Source organism: Psychrobacter sp. UBA6766 (assembly GCF_002453355.1).
Taxonomy (GTDB): Bacteria; Pseudomonadota; Gammaproteobacteria; order Pseudomonadales; family Moraxellaceae; genus Psychrobacter.
In genome coordinates this window covers 1-19,031 of the sequence record NZ_DKGQ01000019.1, presented here as the reverse complement: position 1 = coordinate 19,031, position 19,031 = coordinate 1, and the positions used below count along the sequence as shown (strand labels likewise).

Annotated in this window: 10 protein-coding genes and 1 pseudogene; 2 read left to right on the top strand and 9 right to left on the bottom strand. The window is 38.7% G+C overall.

Annotation, left to right across the window (positions count from 1 at the left end):
* Positions 1–126: 126 nt before the first annotated feature.
* Positions 127–255: pseudogene (locus tag B4K26_RS04100) on the bottom strand (transposase); the annotation flags it as partial.
* Between the two features lie 535 nt (positions 256–790).
* Between B4K26_RS04100 and B4K26_RS04095 the strand changes: the two are divergent.
* Positions 791–1,654: a leucine-rich repeat domain-containing protein gene (locus tag B4K26_RS04095; RefSeq protein ID WP_296243729.1), complete on the top strand. Its 864-nt coding sequence runs from the start codon at positions 791–793 to the stop codon at positions 1,652–1,654.
* A gap of 268 nt (positions 1,655–1,922) precedes the next feature.
* Here the strand turns inward: B4K26_RS04095 and brxL are convergent, their stop codons facing one another.
* The 8 genes from brxL to B4K26_RS04055 all read right to left on the bottom strand — a co-directional run bounded on the left by brxL (position 1,923) and on the right by B4K26_RS04055 (position 18,214).
* Entirely contained in the window at positions 1,923–4,034 is a 2,112-nt protein-coding gene (gene brxL, locus B4K26_RS04090; protein ID WP_296243728.1) for a BREX system Lon protease-like protein BrxL, read from the bottom strand.
* A 3-nt stretch (positions 4,035–4,037) separates the two neighbouring features.
* Positions 4,038–6,590, bottom strand: coding sequence for a PglZ domain-containing protein (locus B4K26_RS04085; protein WP_296243727.1), 2,553 nt, complete (start codon positions 6,588–6,590; stop codon positions 4,038–4,040).
* A gap of 109 nt (positions 6,591–6,699) precedes the next feature.
* The gene (pglX, locus tag B4K26_RS04080; protein WP_296243725.1) at positions 6,700–10,707 is read right to left on the bottom strand and encodes a BREX-1 system adenine-specific DNA-methyltransferase PglX; all 4,008 of its coding nucleotides are present in this window, start codon (positions 10,705–10,707) and stop codon (positions 6,700–6,702) included.
* Positions 10,708–10,718: 11 nt separating this feature from the next.
* The gene (brxC, locus tag B4K26_RS04075; protein WP_296243724.1) at positions 10,719–14,360 is read right to left on the bottom strand and encodes a BREX system P-loop protein BrxC; all 3,642 of its coding nucleotides are present in this window, start codon (positions 14,358–14,360) and stop codon (positions 10,719–10,721) included.
* A gap of 63 nt (positions 14,361–14,423) precedes the next feature.
* Positions 14,424–15,005 carry a BREX protein BrxB domain-containing protein gene (locus B4K26_RS04070; protein ID WP_296243723.1) on the bottom strand — a complete coding sequence of 194 codons (582 nt, stop codon included), beginning with the start codon at positions 15,003–15,005 and terminating at the stop codon, positions 14,424–14,426.
* Positions 14,986–15,777, bottom strand: a complete 792-nt coding sequence (locus tag B4K26_RS04065; protein ID WP_296243721.1) for a BrxA family protein — start codon at positions 15,775–15,777, stop codon at positions 14,986–14,988. The genes B4K26_RS04070 and B4K26_RS04065 overlap by 20 nt, the downstream gene beginning before the upstream one ends.
* The gene (locus tag B4K26_RS04060) at positions 15,777–16,292 is read right to left on the bottom strand and encodes a BrxE family protein (protein ID WP_218690649.1); all 516 of its coding nucleotides are present in this window, start codon (positions 16,290–16,292) and stop codon (positions 15,777–15,779) included. The genes B4K26_RS04065 and B4K26_RS04060 overlap by 1 nt, the downstream gene beginning before the upstream one ends.
* A 164-nt stretch (positions 16,293–16,456) precedes the next feature.
* On the bottom strand, positions 16,457–18,214 hold the full coding sequence (locus B4K26_RS04055) for a DUF262 domain-containing protein (protein ID WP_218690648.1): 1,758 nt from the start codon (positions 18,212–18,214) through the stop codon (positions 16,457–16,459).
* A gap of 199 nt (positions 18,215–18,413) precedes the next feature.
* On the opposite strand from B4K26_RS04055, the gene B4K26_RS04050 reads away from it, so the two are divergent.
* The coding region (locus B4K26_RS04050) for an IS1 family transposase (protein ID WP_296243718.1) at positions 18,414–19,031 on the top strand (618 nt) is incomplete at its 3' end.

The following is a 19,031-nucleotide window of genomic DNA, read 5'->3' as shown; positions in this document are numbered from 1 at the left end:
CAAGGTAACTAGCTATTTCGCCCTTTACACCTATCAATAGACCACTTATAGCTGAGCCGCCTCAGTACTGCTAGAGACTAAACATGCTGAAAGTATACGACAATCTTCATTCGCTTTGTTCTGCTAGTTAGATAATTTTTGCATTGCTATGCTTAGCTGCCTTGCACTAGCTGAAATATTGCCGTTATTGTATGCTATCTTCTTTACGGCTTCGGCTTTGAATTCTGTGCTATAAGTTCTTATTTTCTTAGTCATAGTAAACTCCTCATCGAGTCGTTAGTTTACCGACTTTAATTCTAGGGTTTCTTTAGCACCGCTCAATTTCAATTTTGACAAATAATAAAGAGCTTGTTATGATAAAAAAACATCGTGGGTTTACGGCTACTTCCAGCGCGATGAAAAACAAAGACTGGTAAAACGCACAACTCCTTTTCGCTCTGTAAGGTGACTGTGTCGTTTCAATTTGGCACAGACAGAGCAACAGGAGATTTCTTTATGACTACTTCCAGTCGATTGATTCCAACCTTTATATTTCTCAAACATTCTCCTCATACTCAGTTACTGAGTCTTATGAGCGCTTTATGCTATTCCGCTTTTTTAAGCAAACCCTCTAAATGGCTTCATAAACCTTTATCAGTCTCAGCCACTGGTATACCAAGCTTTGTTAAGCATATGGCTTACCTTGGTTTATTACTATGCCCATCCACTCTGCAGTTTGACGCACAGTAATAAGACCAGCTAAAAATTCGAATGCACTCACCTCATTTAACGATTATTAAAAGGTAACCTTATGACAGTATATAGTGATAAAACCAACCAACATAACAACGCCACTCGCAATCAAGATACGCGCGTTGAAGACTGGATGACAGAGATATGGGACTGGATTGATAACCATAATATAGAAGGCAGCTCTGACAGCACTGTACCTCGTGATCCTGAAGCATTACGCCAGTTAGAGCGACTGGATTTGGGATATGGAAAATCTAAACGTTATAGCTATATTGATAATAAATCAGTATTACAAAGCGAAAGTGAGTCTACTAAGCCATTACCTGGCGCTATCGGCAATTTAACAAATCTAAAGTACCTTAGACTAAGAGGTTTTAATGAACTACCAGAAGAGATTGCTCAATTAGATAGCTTAGAGACGCTGGTTTATATGAAGTGCTCTTTTACTGAGTTCCCAAAGGTACTGTGTAAGTTAAAGAATCTTAAATCGCTTAATATCTTTTCAAAAAGCTTGGAGAGGTTTCCTGATGAGCTCGGAAATCTAACATCGCTTACCCATTTTGATATGAGAGGAACGCAGGTTCAGGAGTTACCAGACGCTATTGGCAATCTAAGCAAACTCACAAGTATTGAGCTGTATGCTAACGAAAAATTGAAAGCCTTGCCTGATAGTATCGGAAATTTAACAAACCTTGAAAAGATAGACATACGTGCTTCTGATTTCAAAACCTTGCCAAATTCCATAGGAAATCTACATCAATTGAAAAGTCTTGGCCTATATCAAAATGGTCTGCAAAGTTTACCCGACAGCATTACCAACCTACAAGCACTGGAACAACTCGATGTTAGTGAAAACTCTTTATCGGGTATATCAGAAACTGTAAGTCGATTTTTGGGGAATACTGGTGGTAAGGTGACTTAGAAATAAGTAGAACACGCAACTGGTTTCCAGGCTCACTCAATTACTTAAACACGTCAATCATTGCAATACAAGACTTTATATAAAAACATTAGATTATGCTGAGTACAACGGTATCACTGATACATTTGTACTCTAATGTATCTAACATTTAATGGCCTAAATTATAAAATCGAATCATGTATGGTTATTGATTACTATTAAGAGTATCCCAGATTCTGTGCCTTATTAGGCCTGTGCTAATAGTTAAACTTAAGATTTGAGTGAGCCTTTAAGCTTTAAAGATATCCACCTTAGTCTCTAAACATTTCCTTAAGGCTAAGTCATTGTTACCAATACCAAACGAAAGCTCAGGTTTTTGATAAAAATCTAATCCTCTACTAATTTTTATAATCCAGCCATTATCCAGTCTAATTTCACAGTCATGTGAATCCTCATTGACCTTAACTTCAAGTACAATATCAAGTTCCAAAAGGCTTTGTTTAAGTTCACCTAAACGATCTGACATTTCTTTGACGTCAGTTTGTTGATCGTAACTAGTCACTAATACAATTTTTTTAATACTTGGTACTTTGACAAAAACTTCACAAAGCCTAACAAAGTTATGAACCTGGTGAGATGCTCTAATATATGGATCATCTATTTCAACAGATTTGACACCCTTCAAATAAGGTCCAATTATTGATTCATAACTATACCCAGTATCACCGTAGCGAATCTCAAAGTGCCTCTCTACTACTTTATCTTCCAAAAGATCAACATCTTGAGCTTCAGTTCCTCTGCTCAGTATGGCTGAATCATCTACATATGCTACAGACTCTTTAATAGTTACCGGATTGTCCTTTTCTTTAGTGCCAGATAAATCTTGTTTTCCAAAGCTTAAATCATGATCGACATGGATATTTCTACGGTAAGGATCTTGTGTTGCAAGCGCAAAACGCGATTCTGGACAGTAAACGATAACCTCTTCACCCTTAGTATTGATATAAGATAAATTAATTTTTGCAAACTCATCATCTGACTTACGCTTATTCATTTGCTCTTTTACTCGACGACGAGACTCAATGGCATAAACCACATACTCTTCAAACTCTTCATCACTAGGTGGTCCATCTGGATGTAATATCTTAAGGAATGCAGCAACTATTTTTTTTATACCTTTTTCGTCACGCCCTTCTACTGCATTACCTAATTTAATACGGCTACTCACCTCTTCATAACGATTAGTCTGTTTTAACTGGTAATGAAATGCTTCCGCTATATAGTCTGTAATAAACCCATAGTTGCTTGTTAAAAACTCGCTACTATTTTTAGGCATTTCCCACCCTGGTAAATAGCAAGCAAAACGGTCCATCATTGCTAAATCAAACTCTTTAGGTAGTGGCTGAAAAAGATCATACACTTCGGAATTTACGACTTGCTCTACTGATAAATCTAAATTACCCACAAAAGCCATTGAAGCATCTGCAATGACTTCCACCCCTCGAGAAAAGCGACCATTCGCCATAAAGTCTTTCATAATTTGAATAGTATCTTGATCTCTAATCTTGATACCACCAACTTCATCAAAAGCAACCGTATCCCAGAATCCTACTAATCCAATTTGTTTGCGTTGGTTATTATAAAATAAAGTCGCTTTAGTTGCCTGACCACCACTGATTAACGTAGAGTAAGGTGAAAATTCACTGAAGAAGTACGACTTACCTGTACCTCGTGGGCCAAGCTCAATGAAGTTAAAGTTTGGCTCCACTAAAGGCATTAAACGAGCTAAAAAATGCATCTTAACTCGTTGCGTTAACTTGTCAGGTTCTAGGCCGACAGACCGTAATATAAAACTGAGCCATTCATCACGGGTACATTGAGCTCGCCCTTCACAGTACTGGTTGAAATTAAAACGGCTGAGCTGAATCGGTCGTAAGTCTTCAATATAAAAAGCGTAATCATCCTCTTCAATATCGTTATAAGCAATGGTTACTTCCGCCCAGAGCCCACCTTGTAAAAGACGATCGTGATCTTTGTAATATTTTTCACTGATAGCAATTCTTCTAGAGTCGAAGTTTTCTAAAGCTGCCCAGTGCCTCTTATCTTTTTCAATATAGTTCACATGCACTTTATCAATAAAACGGAATTTACCTTTAGTAGCTACTTTAGACTGTGCGTGATTTGCCTCATTGGGCCGCACATAATTGTCATTTAAAGTCTCTAATACGGCTTCCATACCAGCTTTAATTTCATCTGGGTCATCGCTCGCACAATACCGTGCCAATAAAAACTCAAGCACAAATGTAGGAACGTTCGTGCCTTTTTTGATCCGATGTACCAAGTCTTTTCTGACTACTTTGCCATCAAAAAGCTCATTTAGTTTTTTGTCTAAAGCATCCATAATTTACACCGTATAATCTGTTTCAAGCTCTATCTGCTCATATACTGCCATGGTCGAAGGATTAAACGCTTTTAAGATAAACTTACCCTCGAACTCCATATCCATTTTCAGAGTTATTTTTTGTTCATTATTCGGTGTCATCATAATGGTACCTGTAGCAGTATTAACCAGACCCCCGGTTTTTGCCTCGCCAACTATCTCACCTTTTTTATTATGTGCCTCTAACAAGACTTCTACTTGCGCATCTACAGAAAACATATCTTCGGTTTGTAATGTAAGTGCTACTACCGGCATTCTTGTGGTAATTCTTTTAGCGCCATTTTTGTAATTAATGGCCACTTTGAATTTCTCTACCGAAACCTGGCTATCTTTTGAACCATCTAGCTTCACTGTAATAACCGGAACAACACACTCTTGAAGTGATGCTCCACCATGATAATAAAGCATGCCTGATTTATAAGTGGCAAATGAAAGCGGTCCTGCAACTTGCTTAAAGTCACCCTTGATTCCTGCCTGCTCACTGCTTAGGCGATAGTGATGCAAGTCACTATCACCATCTCCTAATACGCAGCGCTCATGAATTACTTTCCAGTCGCCTTGCGGTTTATTACAAGTATCACCCGCTTCTGCATGCGTATTCATAAAGAAGCCATGATCAGTCACTATAACAACTTCATTAAATCCAATCGCTTTTAGTTTAAGGATGGCTGTGCGAATGTTTTTGAGCGCACTAGTCACTGCATCAGGTGCTGTTTCGGGGTGATTTTCAAACTGACTGTCTATCTCAACTGACCGAAGAATAAACAACTCAACGTTCTCATCAACTTTCTTACCTGTACCTCGCGCATATTTCTCAAGCCTTCCTTCATCAAACCGTTGACCATAGCGCTTTCGTACTAAGTTCATACGTTGCTCAACTGTTTTGACTTCTTGATCGTCAATATAAGGTACAATATCTTTTCCAGATTTTTCTAATCTAAACCCTGTACTGGCACCAGGAAGTAAGCTTGCCATGCCTACCAAGGTTATACTGGGTAATTGAGCCAATGCTGTCGTTATCTCAACCGCTCCTTCGTTCTCAATCTGCTCCTTTAAAGCCATACCCATTTCATAGCGTAAAGCATCAACCATCAGATAGGCCACTTTATAGCCATTTTGCTGTAATTTTGGCGCTACTAGTTTATCAAATACATCAGTATTGGGGAGATAACCTAAGACAGGCCAACCTTCATTTTGTAAATACCGAGTAAATAACGATTGAACTTTCTCCATCAGCTTGCCGTATCGTTGGCGAGCTTGAGCTTGAATTGGCTTGGTTATTTCTTCAAAGTCTTGCCCACTACATAAAGTTACCGCTTGCTCGAACTCACGGTGTAGACGGTCCACCTCACGCAAATGGCTAGTATATAGCTCGATAAGCTGATCCATATTCCGAGCCTTACTTGGAATCATCCCTTCATACTCAGTACAGGATTCTAACAAGGCCAATGCAGATCTTAATAAATCCCACTGTAGCTGACTCTCACCCCGGCTCATCCATACAGAATCAGACTGTCTTGAGATAATATCTCGCGCTGCCCGCATATCATGTCGCTGCATGGCGCTTATTGCTGTGGATAAGAAAGTTCTTTCTTCAAACGGGAAGGTGTCTTTTACGCCTAGATCACTAATACTTTGACAAATAGCAGCCAAACCTAGATCCCTTTCGACTTCCTGAGCTTTATCTATATAGATATCTCTCGTTCGTATATCATTGCGAAGTCTTGCACATATCTTTTCAATGGTAGGTACCGCATTATCATCTGCTCTAGCCACATCCTCTAGCTTAGAAGGCAGTGATTCTGGCAAATCAAACACAAACTCACTAAATAAAACATAACGCCACAGCTCATCAGATATAACTGACCAAGATTTACTATGTGTCTTCTTCAGATTAAGACCAATAATAGCTTTTAGTAGCCTCTCGGCTTCACTAATCCAAATTTGGGGGTCTTTATCACTATTACTAAGTGCAGCTTCTTGCATGTCATTAGGATGCAGCAACGCCAGAATAATTTCATTGGCCGAATCTGTATTTAATAACGACTTCAAGTTTGGCCAGCTATCCCCGCCCCCTATTGCATTAATAACAGCAAAGCTTGGGCTACTATCCTCTTTAAATATATTGCGTATTTGAGCCGCATAATCTGGTTTGGCTGTTAGGCAGATTGATAAAAAGCTATCGCTGTCTTTTTTGGGATCAGGAAATACAGCGCCACATTCTGCATAGATAGAGAATGGGTCAATTTGTTTCTGCTCATCAGTTAATGGTGGGCTGGCAGGCACGTATACTAGCAGCTCATCGACCTCTTTTGTTCCAATCTTGCTAAGTGCATCTAGGGCAGCTGCACGACTAATAATACTAGACTCAGTTGTATCTACCACGATGGTTGTATCTTGTGCCATACTGAGACAGATCTCTCGATACCTTTGATCTGTGTCATATACTATCAATACTTGCTTGGCTTGCAATAAAGGCTCAAGCTTTTGTTGCTTAATATAATCTTCAATATTCATACGTTATTTATATCCTAAGACATGCAGCTTTCTGCACCTTATAAGCAGTCAAACTTGGGTTATGACAGACCAAGCTTACTAACTAAAATCACAAGCTTGGCCTACTAAATTATTGTAATCGGGCTTTAGCCTCATTGACCATATCATTCAGCGTAGTTTCAGACGCGGGTATGGGTTGCCATTCTAGCTTAGTTTTTCCAGTGGGCTTTTTCCCACGCATAATTGGCACTTCGACTTCTTGCCAAAACACATCTTCTACATCATGTGCTATAGCAAGGCTTCTGTCTTGATGGCATTTTCTTAGCACACGATCTGGCCACATACTGGCTGCTAAATGTGCCCAATCGTATTCACCTTCTTCTAGCTTTTCCCAGGTTTCTTTTAGCTTTTTCTGCCAAGCAGTATGCTGAAATAGCTTCCATAATGGCGCTGCTGTAATCTGGACCCCATCATTTAAGTTGGGCCTCCATATTTTTGCTAAGCGCAGTAGCTCGTCTCGAAAGTCTTTTAACTCATTCTGCAAATCAGTGAGTTTAGTCAGCTCTTTTTCATCTGTGCTGCTACGATTAGATCTATTGCTTAAAGCATTTAAATCTTCAGTAACCAATGTTAGCTTTGGCTCGACAAAGTCATTAACACAGCTATATAGTGTTTGCGAATTTAAACGGTGATAATAGACCCAGAGTGTATATGAGCCTGATGAAGTCTGTAGTGGCCAGTAGATAGGGGTTTGACGGCGACTTTTCGAATACTTTTTAATATGGTAATCAAAAAAGTTATTGGTAGAGATTAAAAGTTTATTAAAGTCATACTTAGTATCAATGCTTATTTTCTTTTCAATACTATATATATCAATATCAACCTTATTGGCAATGTCAGTAAAAATATTGCTGATATTATTATCCCTATAATCCAATTCAAAAATATTTTTTTGACTTACGTATTTATTATCTTGGCTCTGAATTCTATATTCACTGAAGGGACTAAAATCATCAATATTTATTTGATAATCTAAAGGTTGGCTTTCCCAGCGTCCAAAGTACAGCCCCATTAAAAACGAAAGTTCATCATATGGCTCAACTTGTTTTTTCTTATTGCCTCCTTTGTTTAGATTTATATTAACTAAAGGGTTTCCTACTGGCTTATCTTCTAAACCGTATAAAAACATAACATACCTATTTAAAAATAGAGCTAGGGCATACTCATCACTATCACTTAATAGATTTCCAACATAAGGATTCTGGTAGTTTAAAGTGAGTTCATTAGAGAGTCCGGCGCTCCACTTCTGACCCGCCAATAATAATGTAATTTTTGAAACTAGATCTTTATCTTCTTTACTAGCTTTAGGTATAGGAAGTTTAGAAACATACCCCTCATTATATGAACCAAAGCAGATAAGTAACTGAATTAGCTCTTCTGCTATATCCGAGTTAAATAATCCTAGGTAGTATAGAAGTTCACTATCATCTTCCGGGAATATTGCTGGTCCCTTACCACCAAAAATGCAGTTTTCCGGCAATTGCCTTACGCTAAACCCTTTTTGGGTTCGCTGCGGATAAGTCAAACCTTTACGGTAAAGGTATTTATCTGCGTTCTTAGTTAATAAGACAGGAAACTGAGTAGTTCTAAGACTATAAGTTTCTTTAGCTCCTTTGCTCCAGTTAACTACTAGATCAAGGTCATAATAGTATTTTTGATACTCTCCACCTTTTGCAAAAGGAATCCATGTTTTTTCAATACCCATATTTTTTTCTGGAACCTCCCATATAGATCTCAGAAACCTATAATCGTCTCCAGTTGCTAAACCTTGCTTAATTTCTCCTTGAATATCTGAAAACGAAGGATATTTCGAAAACACTTGCCTTTTAATATCAGAGGCCCAGTATGACAAGGGTGCGCCTGGCAAGATACTCAAAGCTTTCGAACTTGCTAAGTGTGTTATGTCATTACCTTTACCTTGTGTAGCCTTCAACAAGTTTGATTCTTTATCCTTTTCATCCATCAACCCAAAGAAACAGACTTTTGAATTTTCTGAACCAACATCTCTCTCCAATGTATAAGCAGCTGTTTCGACCATAGCATTATCAAGCACCCCTAACCCTAGATCAGCCATAAGTCTCATTTGAGAGTTTCCAAAAACTATATCTCTTCTCCAACTTTCAAGTCTAGATAGATAAAAGCCAGTCCTACTAGTTAATGCTCCTAGCAAACCCCCATTAACTAACATATATGAACCACGCTTTACAAAAGCTCCAAATACATCATAAAAACAGTCATCATAATTTTCTATAACATATTTTTTTGCTTTTATAGCTGAGTCCCCGAATGGTGGGTTCATTAATACTACATCAAACCGTTTACGACTTAAATCAATGAAAGCAAAGCCTTTAGCAGCGTCTTCAGCAAACAGTCGTTTTTCAGCTACTAATGATCCTGCTTTTTCTGAGTAGTCTTTTAATGCCTTTAAAATAAGCTGCTCAGCATCTTCCCAAAAGGTTTCATCATCAATACCACTTAGGTCAAAACCTAGCTCTTTCTGAGGAGTAGCTGCTAACAGCTCTTCTGCAAAAAGATCTCTTATGCCGCCATTAACATCTTTAGTTTTGTCCCATTGTTGGCGGGCTTTGCTGATAGCAGACTCTATCTCCTGCTCTATTTTTAACAACGTTCCTGCCTCGCCTGCCAGCGCCATCTTTTCAAAGATAACTTCTACTAGTTGACCTAATGCAGGAGGGTTTAAAGTGCTGGCAAACTCTTTTAATAAGTTCTGCTCCCCTGGCATCGGCTCTGCACAGACAATGTTTGACTTTACAATCGTGGGACGCTGATTGGGTTTTATAGCTTGCTCATGCCAGGCACGCTGCGCGCGCTGCCATAAGCTTAGTCCTGCAATCTGAACAGCTCGTGGATCGATATCTACACCATGAATATTGTATTCGATAATCAGCTTCGGAATTTGCTGTTTAAAGGACTCTATATCTTCAAAAGTACTGTGCAAGGATACTAAATCTGATTCTCTTTTAAATACGTCTGCACCTTGTTCTGCTTCAATTTGCCACGATTCGAGATAAATATGCTCAAATAGATCAAAGGCGTAGAGACCAAAATGCATAGATCCACATGCCGGATCTAACATTCTAATAGTACGAGGATCTTTTAGCGGTCGGTGCGGAATATAAACAGGCTGACTCAAAATCTCTTCTTGCGTCATCGCCTCTACATTCTCATCAAGATTTGACTCACTTTGAATAGGGCTGATTTCGCCTTGACTTAAAAATACCTCGTTAGGGCGTTTAACCAGATATTGACAGCTATCAACCAACGCAGTATTACCTTTAGTCATTTCATACCAAATGCGTCCTAAGGTATTATCAGTCAAAAACTCCACCACATAGCGTGGGGTGAAAAACTGGTTTCGAACAGCTAACTCACGGCTATTACGAGGCGCTGAAGACTCAGAGCGCATTTTTTTACGCTCTTCTTGAGAATTAAAATACTGATAAATCCACCCAATAGTTTCATCTTCTGCCCATAAAGGCTCAATTTCGTAGTCATTAATTTGTTCAAGCAACTGCAATAAAGCCGTCTCGCGAGGGAATAAGCGACCTTGAACACTAAAGCGATCAAACAATACCGCTAGATCCAGACCGAACTCATCAAATAGGCTAAACAGGTAGCTCTGATATGCGTCACCTGTTTCTCCATGGCTCCCGTCCTCTAGCATTTGATAGAGCTGAAAGCCTTGCGAACTATATCCAGAGCCAATCGACTCCAGTAGAAAGCCACGTGCTTCTGCCATACGTAAGGCAGCTAAGCGATTTAGAACCGTAAAAGCCTGCTCTCGTACAATACGCTCTAACACAAGTTTGACTTGTTCTTTTTGAGTTTTACTGGCCGTTGTAGTCATATAATGCTGCAATGTATCACGTAAGATATGAGCCGTTTGCAGCTGATAGTTATCTAAATGGCTCAGTGAATCTATATCAGCAATTGTCCCTTGCTTGGGATCTAATCCGTATGTCGCTTGCAGCTGCCGCGTAAACTCTTCACTCAAGATAGCTCGTGCTTTACTAACAAAAGACTGTAAGCGGTTACGAGTAGTTTGATCAAATGCCATAAGTACTTCTCCTACTCGTTAGTATCATCAAAAGACAAATTTAATTCAAACTCATGAGCCTGTTGTAGCTCACCTTGCAGACGCTTCAACTCATTAATCAGCTGATTTAACTCTGTCATACTAGTAATAGCTGGCTTAATCGTCATTTTCCGAGTCAATACAGTCCTACCTTCTTGATAGTCTATCTTTTGCTCTTCGACTACTTTTTCTTGCTGGCGCTTTTGTACCGTTTTAACCACGCTAGATTTAATGTCTTGCAACAAGTAATTAAAATCATGCTCTTGTCGCAGTAAGGCTTTTAATCCCTCTATATCTTTGGATACAGATTTGAATACTCCATCAAGCCCACTCACTGCATTATCTTGCTCTTGTTGAATCAATGCTGACCATTCAGGCACGTTACGTAAATCTTGCTTTGCGGATTTTATACTCTCACTTTGTTTATGTAACATCTGCTCAACAGTCTGCGCTACTTTACTTTTTATCTCTGTTAAAGCGGAGGAAAAATCAGTGCTATGTTTATAAAAATCAGGCATCATTAGACGCTGATCTAGGCTTTCAAGCATCTCTGCTAAATCCGATTTCAGTTGTCCGGGGATTCCATTATCAGGAAAATCATTCAATCCATCTCTATGCGATTGCAATAATGTCAACGTCTCATCCAAACCATTTTTAAAGCTTCTATCAAGCTCTGCGGCCCACTTCAAGCTGCTGTAAAGCTCAGAATCTTCGGCTCCTAGCCGAGTTGGTGCATCTGAACCGTCATTAGATAAGATATCTCTGAGATCATTCGCTAAAGCTTCTAGCCTCTCAACACCCTGAAGACTGAGACGAGTTAACTTGCCTGCCAGAGGAGCATATTGATGTTGTAGAGTAGGGAAAAGCTTAGTAGTGGCCTTACTAATTTCGTTCTCTAACGGCACTACTGTGTTTCCACTCAACTCTGTTAGCCTCTCAGAAGCTTTGGCCATCACATCTCTGCTTGGACGTTCATCACGCAGTGATATGCCTATTTTCTTAAAACTATTATTATTTTTCAAAGCGTCTATAGCATGTTGCCCAGTCACTACAATTTCACGACCGGCAGATTTAACCTTTATCTCACCAGCATATAGCATTGCCGCAACCAAATAACGTATGGTATCTTGAGACCAACCATAAGGAGCATCTGCGAATACATCCAATAAACGACTGCCTTCAATATTGCCCTGGCGCTTAACGATATCCCTAATACTAATAAGCGCTTTATGCTCGATATTAATTGTAGGCGTTCCTTTTTCACGCTTCACTAGACCTAAAGGATCAATATCGCTTGTGATACCATTTAAACTGTTTGCGCCCAAAAACTTCTCAGCAAGATTGGTTTGGGCTCTATGTGGAGCCTCACTATGTCGATTGTATACCTGCTCTGCAACACCACCTAAATGCTTATTGGCTGCCTGAGTCAAATCCTGACTTAGCGTATCTACAGCGACTACTTCTCCTCTAAAGATAAACGAGCCTTGAAGTAAACCACCTTTAATTAATCGCTCTAACTCATTACGCTTACGATTGGCGATCTCTCCTTGACTCGCACAATACTCTTTAACTTCTTGGTCAGGCTCATTACGATATTTATTAGCAACTTCCATACATCTAAAAACATCAGCTGCTAAGTTCTGCATATCTAGTTTTTTACGGCCGATGAGATAGATATTATGTACATTTAGTTTTTGTCGGCTATCATCGATGAGTCGTTCTTTTATATTTTCATATTGCTGAGGGTCAACCAACTCAACCACAGTTTGTATAGCGTTACTACCATGCCCAGATATAATGACCTCTCTGCCATCTGAATTAACAGCTCTTAATCCAGTGGATACCACTAATACCCCATCCTTCACTTTAGCTGACGGCAAAGGTTTATAGGCCTCTTTTAGAGCCTCATTTTGAATGCGTTGTAATTCAGAGTTCCTTAAAGCAAAGTTTGCACGGTCTTGCTCTATGTCGTTTAGCTTTTCGCTGAAAAAGCAAAATGACCCTTCTTTTTCACCAAAAGGTATAAATTGGTTACTGATTAAATCATTAACGGCTTTTTTCACTTCATCCACATTAAGACTGGTATCAATACTAGATTGCATTAAACCACTGATGTTTTGAGTAGTAATAGGCAGATTACCCAACACTTGAAGTACACAAACTGTTTTTGCGACTTCTTGATGAATTTTTGAATTAGGGTACTGAATAATTACTTTTTGTACTGACTGATAGAGAGAAGGCGCTCCTTTCTCAATGTCTTTTCTAAGTGCATCGTAAATAGTGACAGTACTGGCTAGCCAACCTATTGGTTGACTCGCAATAGCGATGTGCTCATTAGTACTGCCTACCAATATATCCTGAACCACCTTAATAGCTGATCGTAGCCCAAATCCGCCTGTTGACTTTGCAAGAGCACCTAAGAGATGTAGTAAAATATCAAAGTGCGCAGGTAAAAACGGATATAAATTAATGAATGTTTGTTTATCAAAGTCTGTACCATATACTTGAGTGTTCTCAAGCTTAGTATGATTACGTAATGCTTGACCATGTTGATCAAACAGGTCGCCTAAAGTTTGTTCACCTTGCGCAGATTTACTCAACAAGCGTCTATAACAAATTTCTTTAATATCATTGGCTTCCAAGTCAATTTGGATTGGAAACCTATCTTTAAGCTTATATAGCTCTGGTGAGTTTAAAGATGCTTTTGGATCATCTTCTGTTAACGTTTGCTGAGCCGTACCTATTAGCCACACCTTGCCATCGCCAATATTTTTCAGGTTTTTAGCTAAGCCATCTAAGTTTAAGATTAGGTCTTGCTTGGAGCCGACATATTGACCGACCTCATCCACAATAAAAATAATATGCTCTTTACCTGAGGCCTCTCGGGCAATTTCAATCATCTCTTCAACACGGTCATTCTCAAAACGTATGAAGTCTGAATCTTCTGTACTTAAGCTACTCTCTGTTTTAAAAACCTCTGGATACATCTGATGCGCAATAGAAGGAATGGTACTATCAACGATTAACTCATCATTGCGATATTCACTCCACTCCAACCCTTGGGTATACTCTTTAAATACATTCTGGAACTCTTCATGCCGATTGTCTTTTTTCAGCTTTCTTTCAAAGGCAGCGACTTTTAAGTTTCTTGAATACCCTGCCCATTGTAAAACCTTATAATAAAGAACAGTAGACACCTCCTCCATGGTTGCACCTGCCAGCTGTTCACTAGCCAAGTCCAACATCATCACAGCCGCTGGAAATCGCTTTGCAACGGTATTCAATAGTGCCTTTGTCGTAGCCCTTTGCAACCGATCCTCTAAGTACTGAATAAAAGGTGTGCCATCAATAGTGACATTATCGTCAAAAGCCAACCCAAGGTATTTGGTAAAAGAACTTTTACCTGAACCATAGAATCCAGATACCCAAACACCTACTTCATTTTGACCACCTGCTTCCATAGCATCCTGCATTTTTCTCAGCAGTTTTTCGAACTGGTCTTCTATACTGTCTGTAACCACATACTCCGAAATCTCAGCTCGCAAACGGTCTTCTTGAGACACGCCATAGGTGATAACTTTTTCAATATTACGATATATGTCTTTATTACTATCAAATAGGGTCTTAATTTCCATTTTCTTCTCTTTTGATGGATAATTTATTGGTTATTTATAGTCGATTTTTCATGCTTTGTTTAATTAACCACCATGATGAACTGAACGGTAGTTACCATCTTCTGGATAAAACCCTAAGAACTTTAGCTGGGTCTTTCCCGTACTTACACCAGGATATAAGATGATGGTCGGCACCTTAAACTTTCCATATAGCTGACTTTCTATAGAGCCTATGCGTATATAGGGATGTAGTGCTTCTGTATCGGTTATTAGCAAAATGGCTTTTGAGTCTTCTTCTAACTCTTTTAGCTTTTTTTCTAATTGAGACTGTAAAGCCCCTTTTTTATTAACAGCCTCGGCAAGTGACTTGTTTGTCTTTTCCCAGTCTAAAGGTGACTTAGCATCTTGAGTTGTCCAAGTCTTCTTAATAAATGGAGGCATACTATCAAAAAGCTCTTGGATCGCTTGAGTCATAGAAAAAACAGAGACATCCCAGCCATTATTTTTTAAAGTCGCTATCCACGCTGGTAGCTCACGCTTCACATCTAAAATTTGGCTAGGAGCAAAGATCAAATAATAGATTGGTTCAAAGCTGGCGTGCCCAAACTCTCTGCCTGCATCAACTTTTTCCATTAGGCCTTTAAAGTCATTTGTTAGAGATGACATTTATTACCTCCTCCATAGTACTGAACTGCCAACTTATACGAGTTACCTCGCCAGCAGACTGGACAATTAACCAATTATTTTTTGCCATTTTTTTCAATTCTTCGCGTACATCCATCGGTTCCAGACCAAATAACTTCCATGCTGAATGATTAATAACAGCGTTATCTCCTAAACCAGATAGATGCAACCAGTAGGCCAAATATAACGAGACATCACCCTGGATCCTTACTGGTAATATAGCTCGTTTTGAAGCTCTACCAGAAGATAAAAGCCCGTAGTCAGCACAGCACCCAACCACATAGGAGGATACTCGCTTTATAACTGATTCTGCCCACGGTTTTTGCGTCTTCCCTTCATTTACTGCATTCGTAACAAACTCTCTAGCTTCGCTAACAGATATCTCATCATAACCTCCTATATAGCGCTGCCAATAAACTTCTATAATAAAGTCCTCTAAAACTTGGTTTGCAAGAGCAGTATGAATAAGAAGAACTTGGTTGATGCTTTGTGAAGACATAGCATTACTAAGTGATTTTAAATGGACAGCACTATCGGTCTTCATATAACGTGGAGAAAAACACTCTGCGATAATATTCCGTAATCGCCGTGCAGTTACAGAAGGGAAGTAACCCGAACTTAAGGCAATTTCATAAAGCTCAGCGACTGTCATTCCTGGCTGATATAAGTTAAGCAATATCTTTGTTTCTTCAATCAGTCCTAATCCAGCTCCAAGCTGAGTTGTATAGTACTTTTTATCACTCTCAGAGCTCATTACGACTCCCTTAAATAAGGAAAACATTTATAATTGTTTTCGAACGCATCTATATAATGAACAATCATCTTTAATAAAGAGTTTTCTAATTCTTCATCGTTATAGACACCTATGTTAGTCGGCCCTTCATTTCGATCTTTACTTTTATTCAGAAGTTCTTTATTTACTAACTCACTTAGTGCATCAATAGCGCTCTCAGAGCTTTGTATAATGTCTTTTAAATAACTTTCTAAATTTTGATCTTGAATACATCTAAAGACATTGCGCTCTATAGCATCAGGCAGTCTATATAGATGGTAGGTCTTTCCCACTCCAATGTGCTCATCATGTGTTTTTCTAGATGCTTCACAAACTCCATTATATTGGGCTAGAAATATCGTTCTTGGATATATCGGGGATAGATAAGCCATACTAGCTGGCGTATAGAAACCACTACTCCACCAATTGAACTGATTGCTTTCGCCTAAGTATCCTATCAATACTCTAGTCTTTGCTATTAACTCGTTTAGATTCATGGACTATTACTTCCTAATTTCCACTTATTAATTCCTAAAATGTTCGCATTTAGGTTTTATTTATAGCCCTAACTTACTAGGTCTGGACGTAATGTGTTTTAAGATATTGAATTCAAAGGTTCACTTTAACTGAGTCTCTGAGTAAGCTTATCAAGTGATAACATCTAAACAGAGCTAACATTAAGCATATTCATAAACTGATTTTTTAAAGCTGTGCGTCTAGCAACGATAAAATCAAGGAAATCATCAAAGCTCAGAGAGTCACTAGTACCAATATAATTCTGCCTTAAAAAGCTCTCTTTATCAGAAAGAGACGTATAAGTGAGCGACAACCAATCAACTAAAGACTTGTCGCTTTTTTGGATGTTTTGTGTCGATTGCAGTAATTGTAGATTCGGCAAGCCATTGCATACAGTAATATAAGCTTCAACATCCTCTTCACTCAACCCCATTTTTCGCAAGTATTTTTTATTAAAAAAAGATGATGGATGAATATGGTCTTGGTGATATTTAAAGTTGTAGTTCAAGCCTGGGTATAAAAGAGTAAGAGCGCAATAGGTTTTAGCTTTACCGTACTGCAGGTCTAGCAAGCTTTCAATATCATCCTCACTAAAACTAATAGATTTACGACTTCCTCTATAATATGCAATCGTTTCTTGTAACGGAAACTTACCTAAGTTTTCATTAACTAGATCACGCATTTTTGGGTAAATGCTATCTGGTTGACCACCAAACACGCCCTTCAATAGCACTCTTGCTAACCATTCTTTAATTGCTTTTCTATCATCTTCACGCTGGCTAGAATGGACGATACTGTCTGAGAATTTGTTTTTATAAATAAAGTATGCAATCGGGATGATCGTGTTAGTTGCCGTTAAATTATCTCGACTGTAGCCAAGCTTAGATACTAACTGAATGGCAGAGCGCATTGCCTGAGAGGTTTCATCCCAATTACGCTCAATCACAATCATATTATTCTTAGTAAAGTTATTGATCTTAAACTTAACATCGAAATCTGCTAATACGAGACATGATTTCAGAACAATATCTTTGTTGAAAGCGAAACCATCCCCGATCATATTTATCTCATCAACAAACTCATGAATAACTTCACGTGCAGCCTTTTCTTGCCATTCTGCTGTTGCGATAGATAACAAAAGGTCAGAATAGCTTAGCTTGGTTCCACCACTGTTGGTTCTAATAAATATTTGCAAGACTTTGTCAAGTTCCTCGCTTTCTTCTAAGTAATAGCTGATGGTACCTTTTTGGTGGATCACATTGAAAAAGCCATTAAGTGTATTAATGGCAAATGCGCACTCCTCCCCGCTGTAAACAGAAGTATCCATCAATTTGTTTTCTACTAGAAACATGGATGATTTACCCATATCAGTAATTTCTAATATTTTCCCACATTCGAACCAAAAATAACCATCTGTAGGTTGAGCTTCATCCTCTGTTAAGAATTTAAAGTCGTATTCGACTTCAAGCTCTTCTGCTGGTTTTAGTAAATTCAAATAGAGTTTTTTAGCAGGAAAAGCATGTGCACTATCCCACCGATAATAAGGTATTTTCTTTGCATACGTTCCAGTGAGCGCAACATACATTGAAGTCATTCTTTGCTGACCATCTAGTAACGCAATGATATCTTCATCACCGCTCAACTCTGCTTTACGGTTATGCCTATTGTCTTTTTCATGATAGTTTTTTAGAAACTCATAAAACTGGAAATCTTTTATTTTGTTTTTATTTACTTTCCAAAAAAGAAAGGTACTGATTGGATAATCTCGCATCAATGAATCAAATAAAGTTTCGATTTGATATGTATCCCAAACAAATTCACGCTGAATAGAGGGCAGTACATAGTTGCGCTTTTTAATATTATCAATAGCTGACTTGATGGTGATAGGGGTTTGGTACGCCATTATAAGAATCTCTTTAATATAGTTTTAAATTTTTATCATTATCTTCTAAACTTTCCTGCTAACCACTTTGGGATCACCTATTTAGTTAATCCCACCCTCAACAGTACAGGCCATTAACTTATTTGGTGGTGTATCAGAAAGTATGCTGAGGAAATAAAAGGAGGAGTGACAGCCGAAGCAAGCTGATATATTTGAGGTTATGAAGACACAAATAGAAATCAGCTGCCCCGACTGTCACAGTCCCAGTTTAAAGAAGAATGGCATCAAAAGCTATGGCAAGCAGAACTACCAATGTAAAGACTGCAAGCGTCAGTTTATTGGCGATCATGCCTTAACTTATCATGGCTGTCATTCTAAAATAGAAGACATTATACGGCTAATGACGGTTAGAGGTTGTGGTGTTAGAGACATTGCTATTATAGCCTCAGTTAGTATTGGCAAAGTGCTTAGCACCTTAGGCTCATCGATTTATAAGATTGCCCCTAAAAAGAGCTACTATGAGCACTTAGAGGTTGATGAGTTTTGGACTTACGTGTACCGCAAGAAACGTAAAGTTTGGCTCATTTACGCTTATGACCGTGCTACCAGTGAGATTGTCGCTTATGTATGGGGCAAGCGTGACCTAAAAACGGCAAGAAAGCTACGATGTCGTCTTAAGCAACTTAAAGTAAGTTACGGTTCTGTTAGCATGGATAACTGGGACAGCTTTATCACTGCCTTCAAGCTAGATAACAAACGCATTGGCAAACAGCATACAGTAGGTATAGAAGGCAATAACTGTCGCTTGAGACACCGATTGACCCCTGCCGTCAAATCC

Bases quoted from the DNA above. Each gene is read 5' to 3' on its own strand.
- B4K26_RS04095 (WP_296243729.1), top strand. From the start codon at position 791: ATGACAGTATATAGTGATAAAACCAACCAACATAACAACGCCACTCGC.
- brxL (WP_296243728.1), bottom strand. From the start codon at position 4,034: ATGGATGCTTTAGACAAAAAACTAAATGAGCTTTTTGATGGCAAAGTA.
- B4K26_RS04085 (WP_296243727.1), bottom strand. From the start codon at position 6,590: ATGAATATTGAAGATTATATTAAGCAACAAAAGCTTGAGCCTTTATTG.
- pglX (WP_296243725.1), bottom strand. From the start codon at position 10,707: ATGGCATTTGATCAAACTACTCGTAACCGCTTACAGTCTTTTGTTAGT.
- brxC (WP_296243724.1), bottom strand. From the start codon at position 14,360: ATGGAAATTAAGACCCTATTTGATAGTAATAAAGACATATATCGTAAT.
- B4K26_RS04070 (WP_296243723.1), bottom strand. From the start codon at position 15,005: ATGTCATCTCTAACAAATGACTTTAAAGGCCTAATGGAAAAAGTTGAT.
- B4K26_RS04065 (WP_296243721.1), bottom strand. From the start codon at position 15,777: ATGAGCTCTGAGAGTGATAAAAAGTACTATACAACTCAGCTTGGAGCT.
- B4K26_RS04060 (WP_218690649.1), bottom strand. From the start codon at position 16,292: ATGAATCTAAACGAGTTAATAGCAAAGACTAGAGTATTGATAGGATAC.
- B4K26_RS04055 (WP_218690648.1), bottom strand. From the start codon at position 18,214: ATGGCGTACCAAACCCCTATCACCATCAAGTCAGCTATTGATAATATT.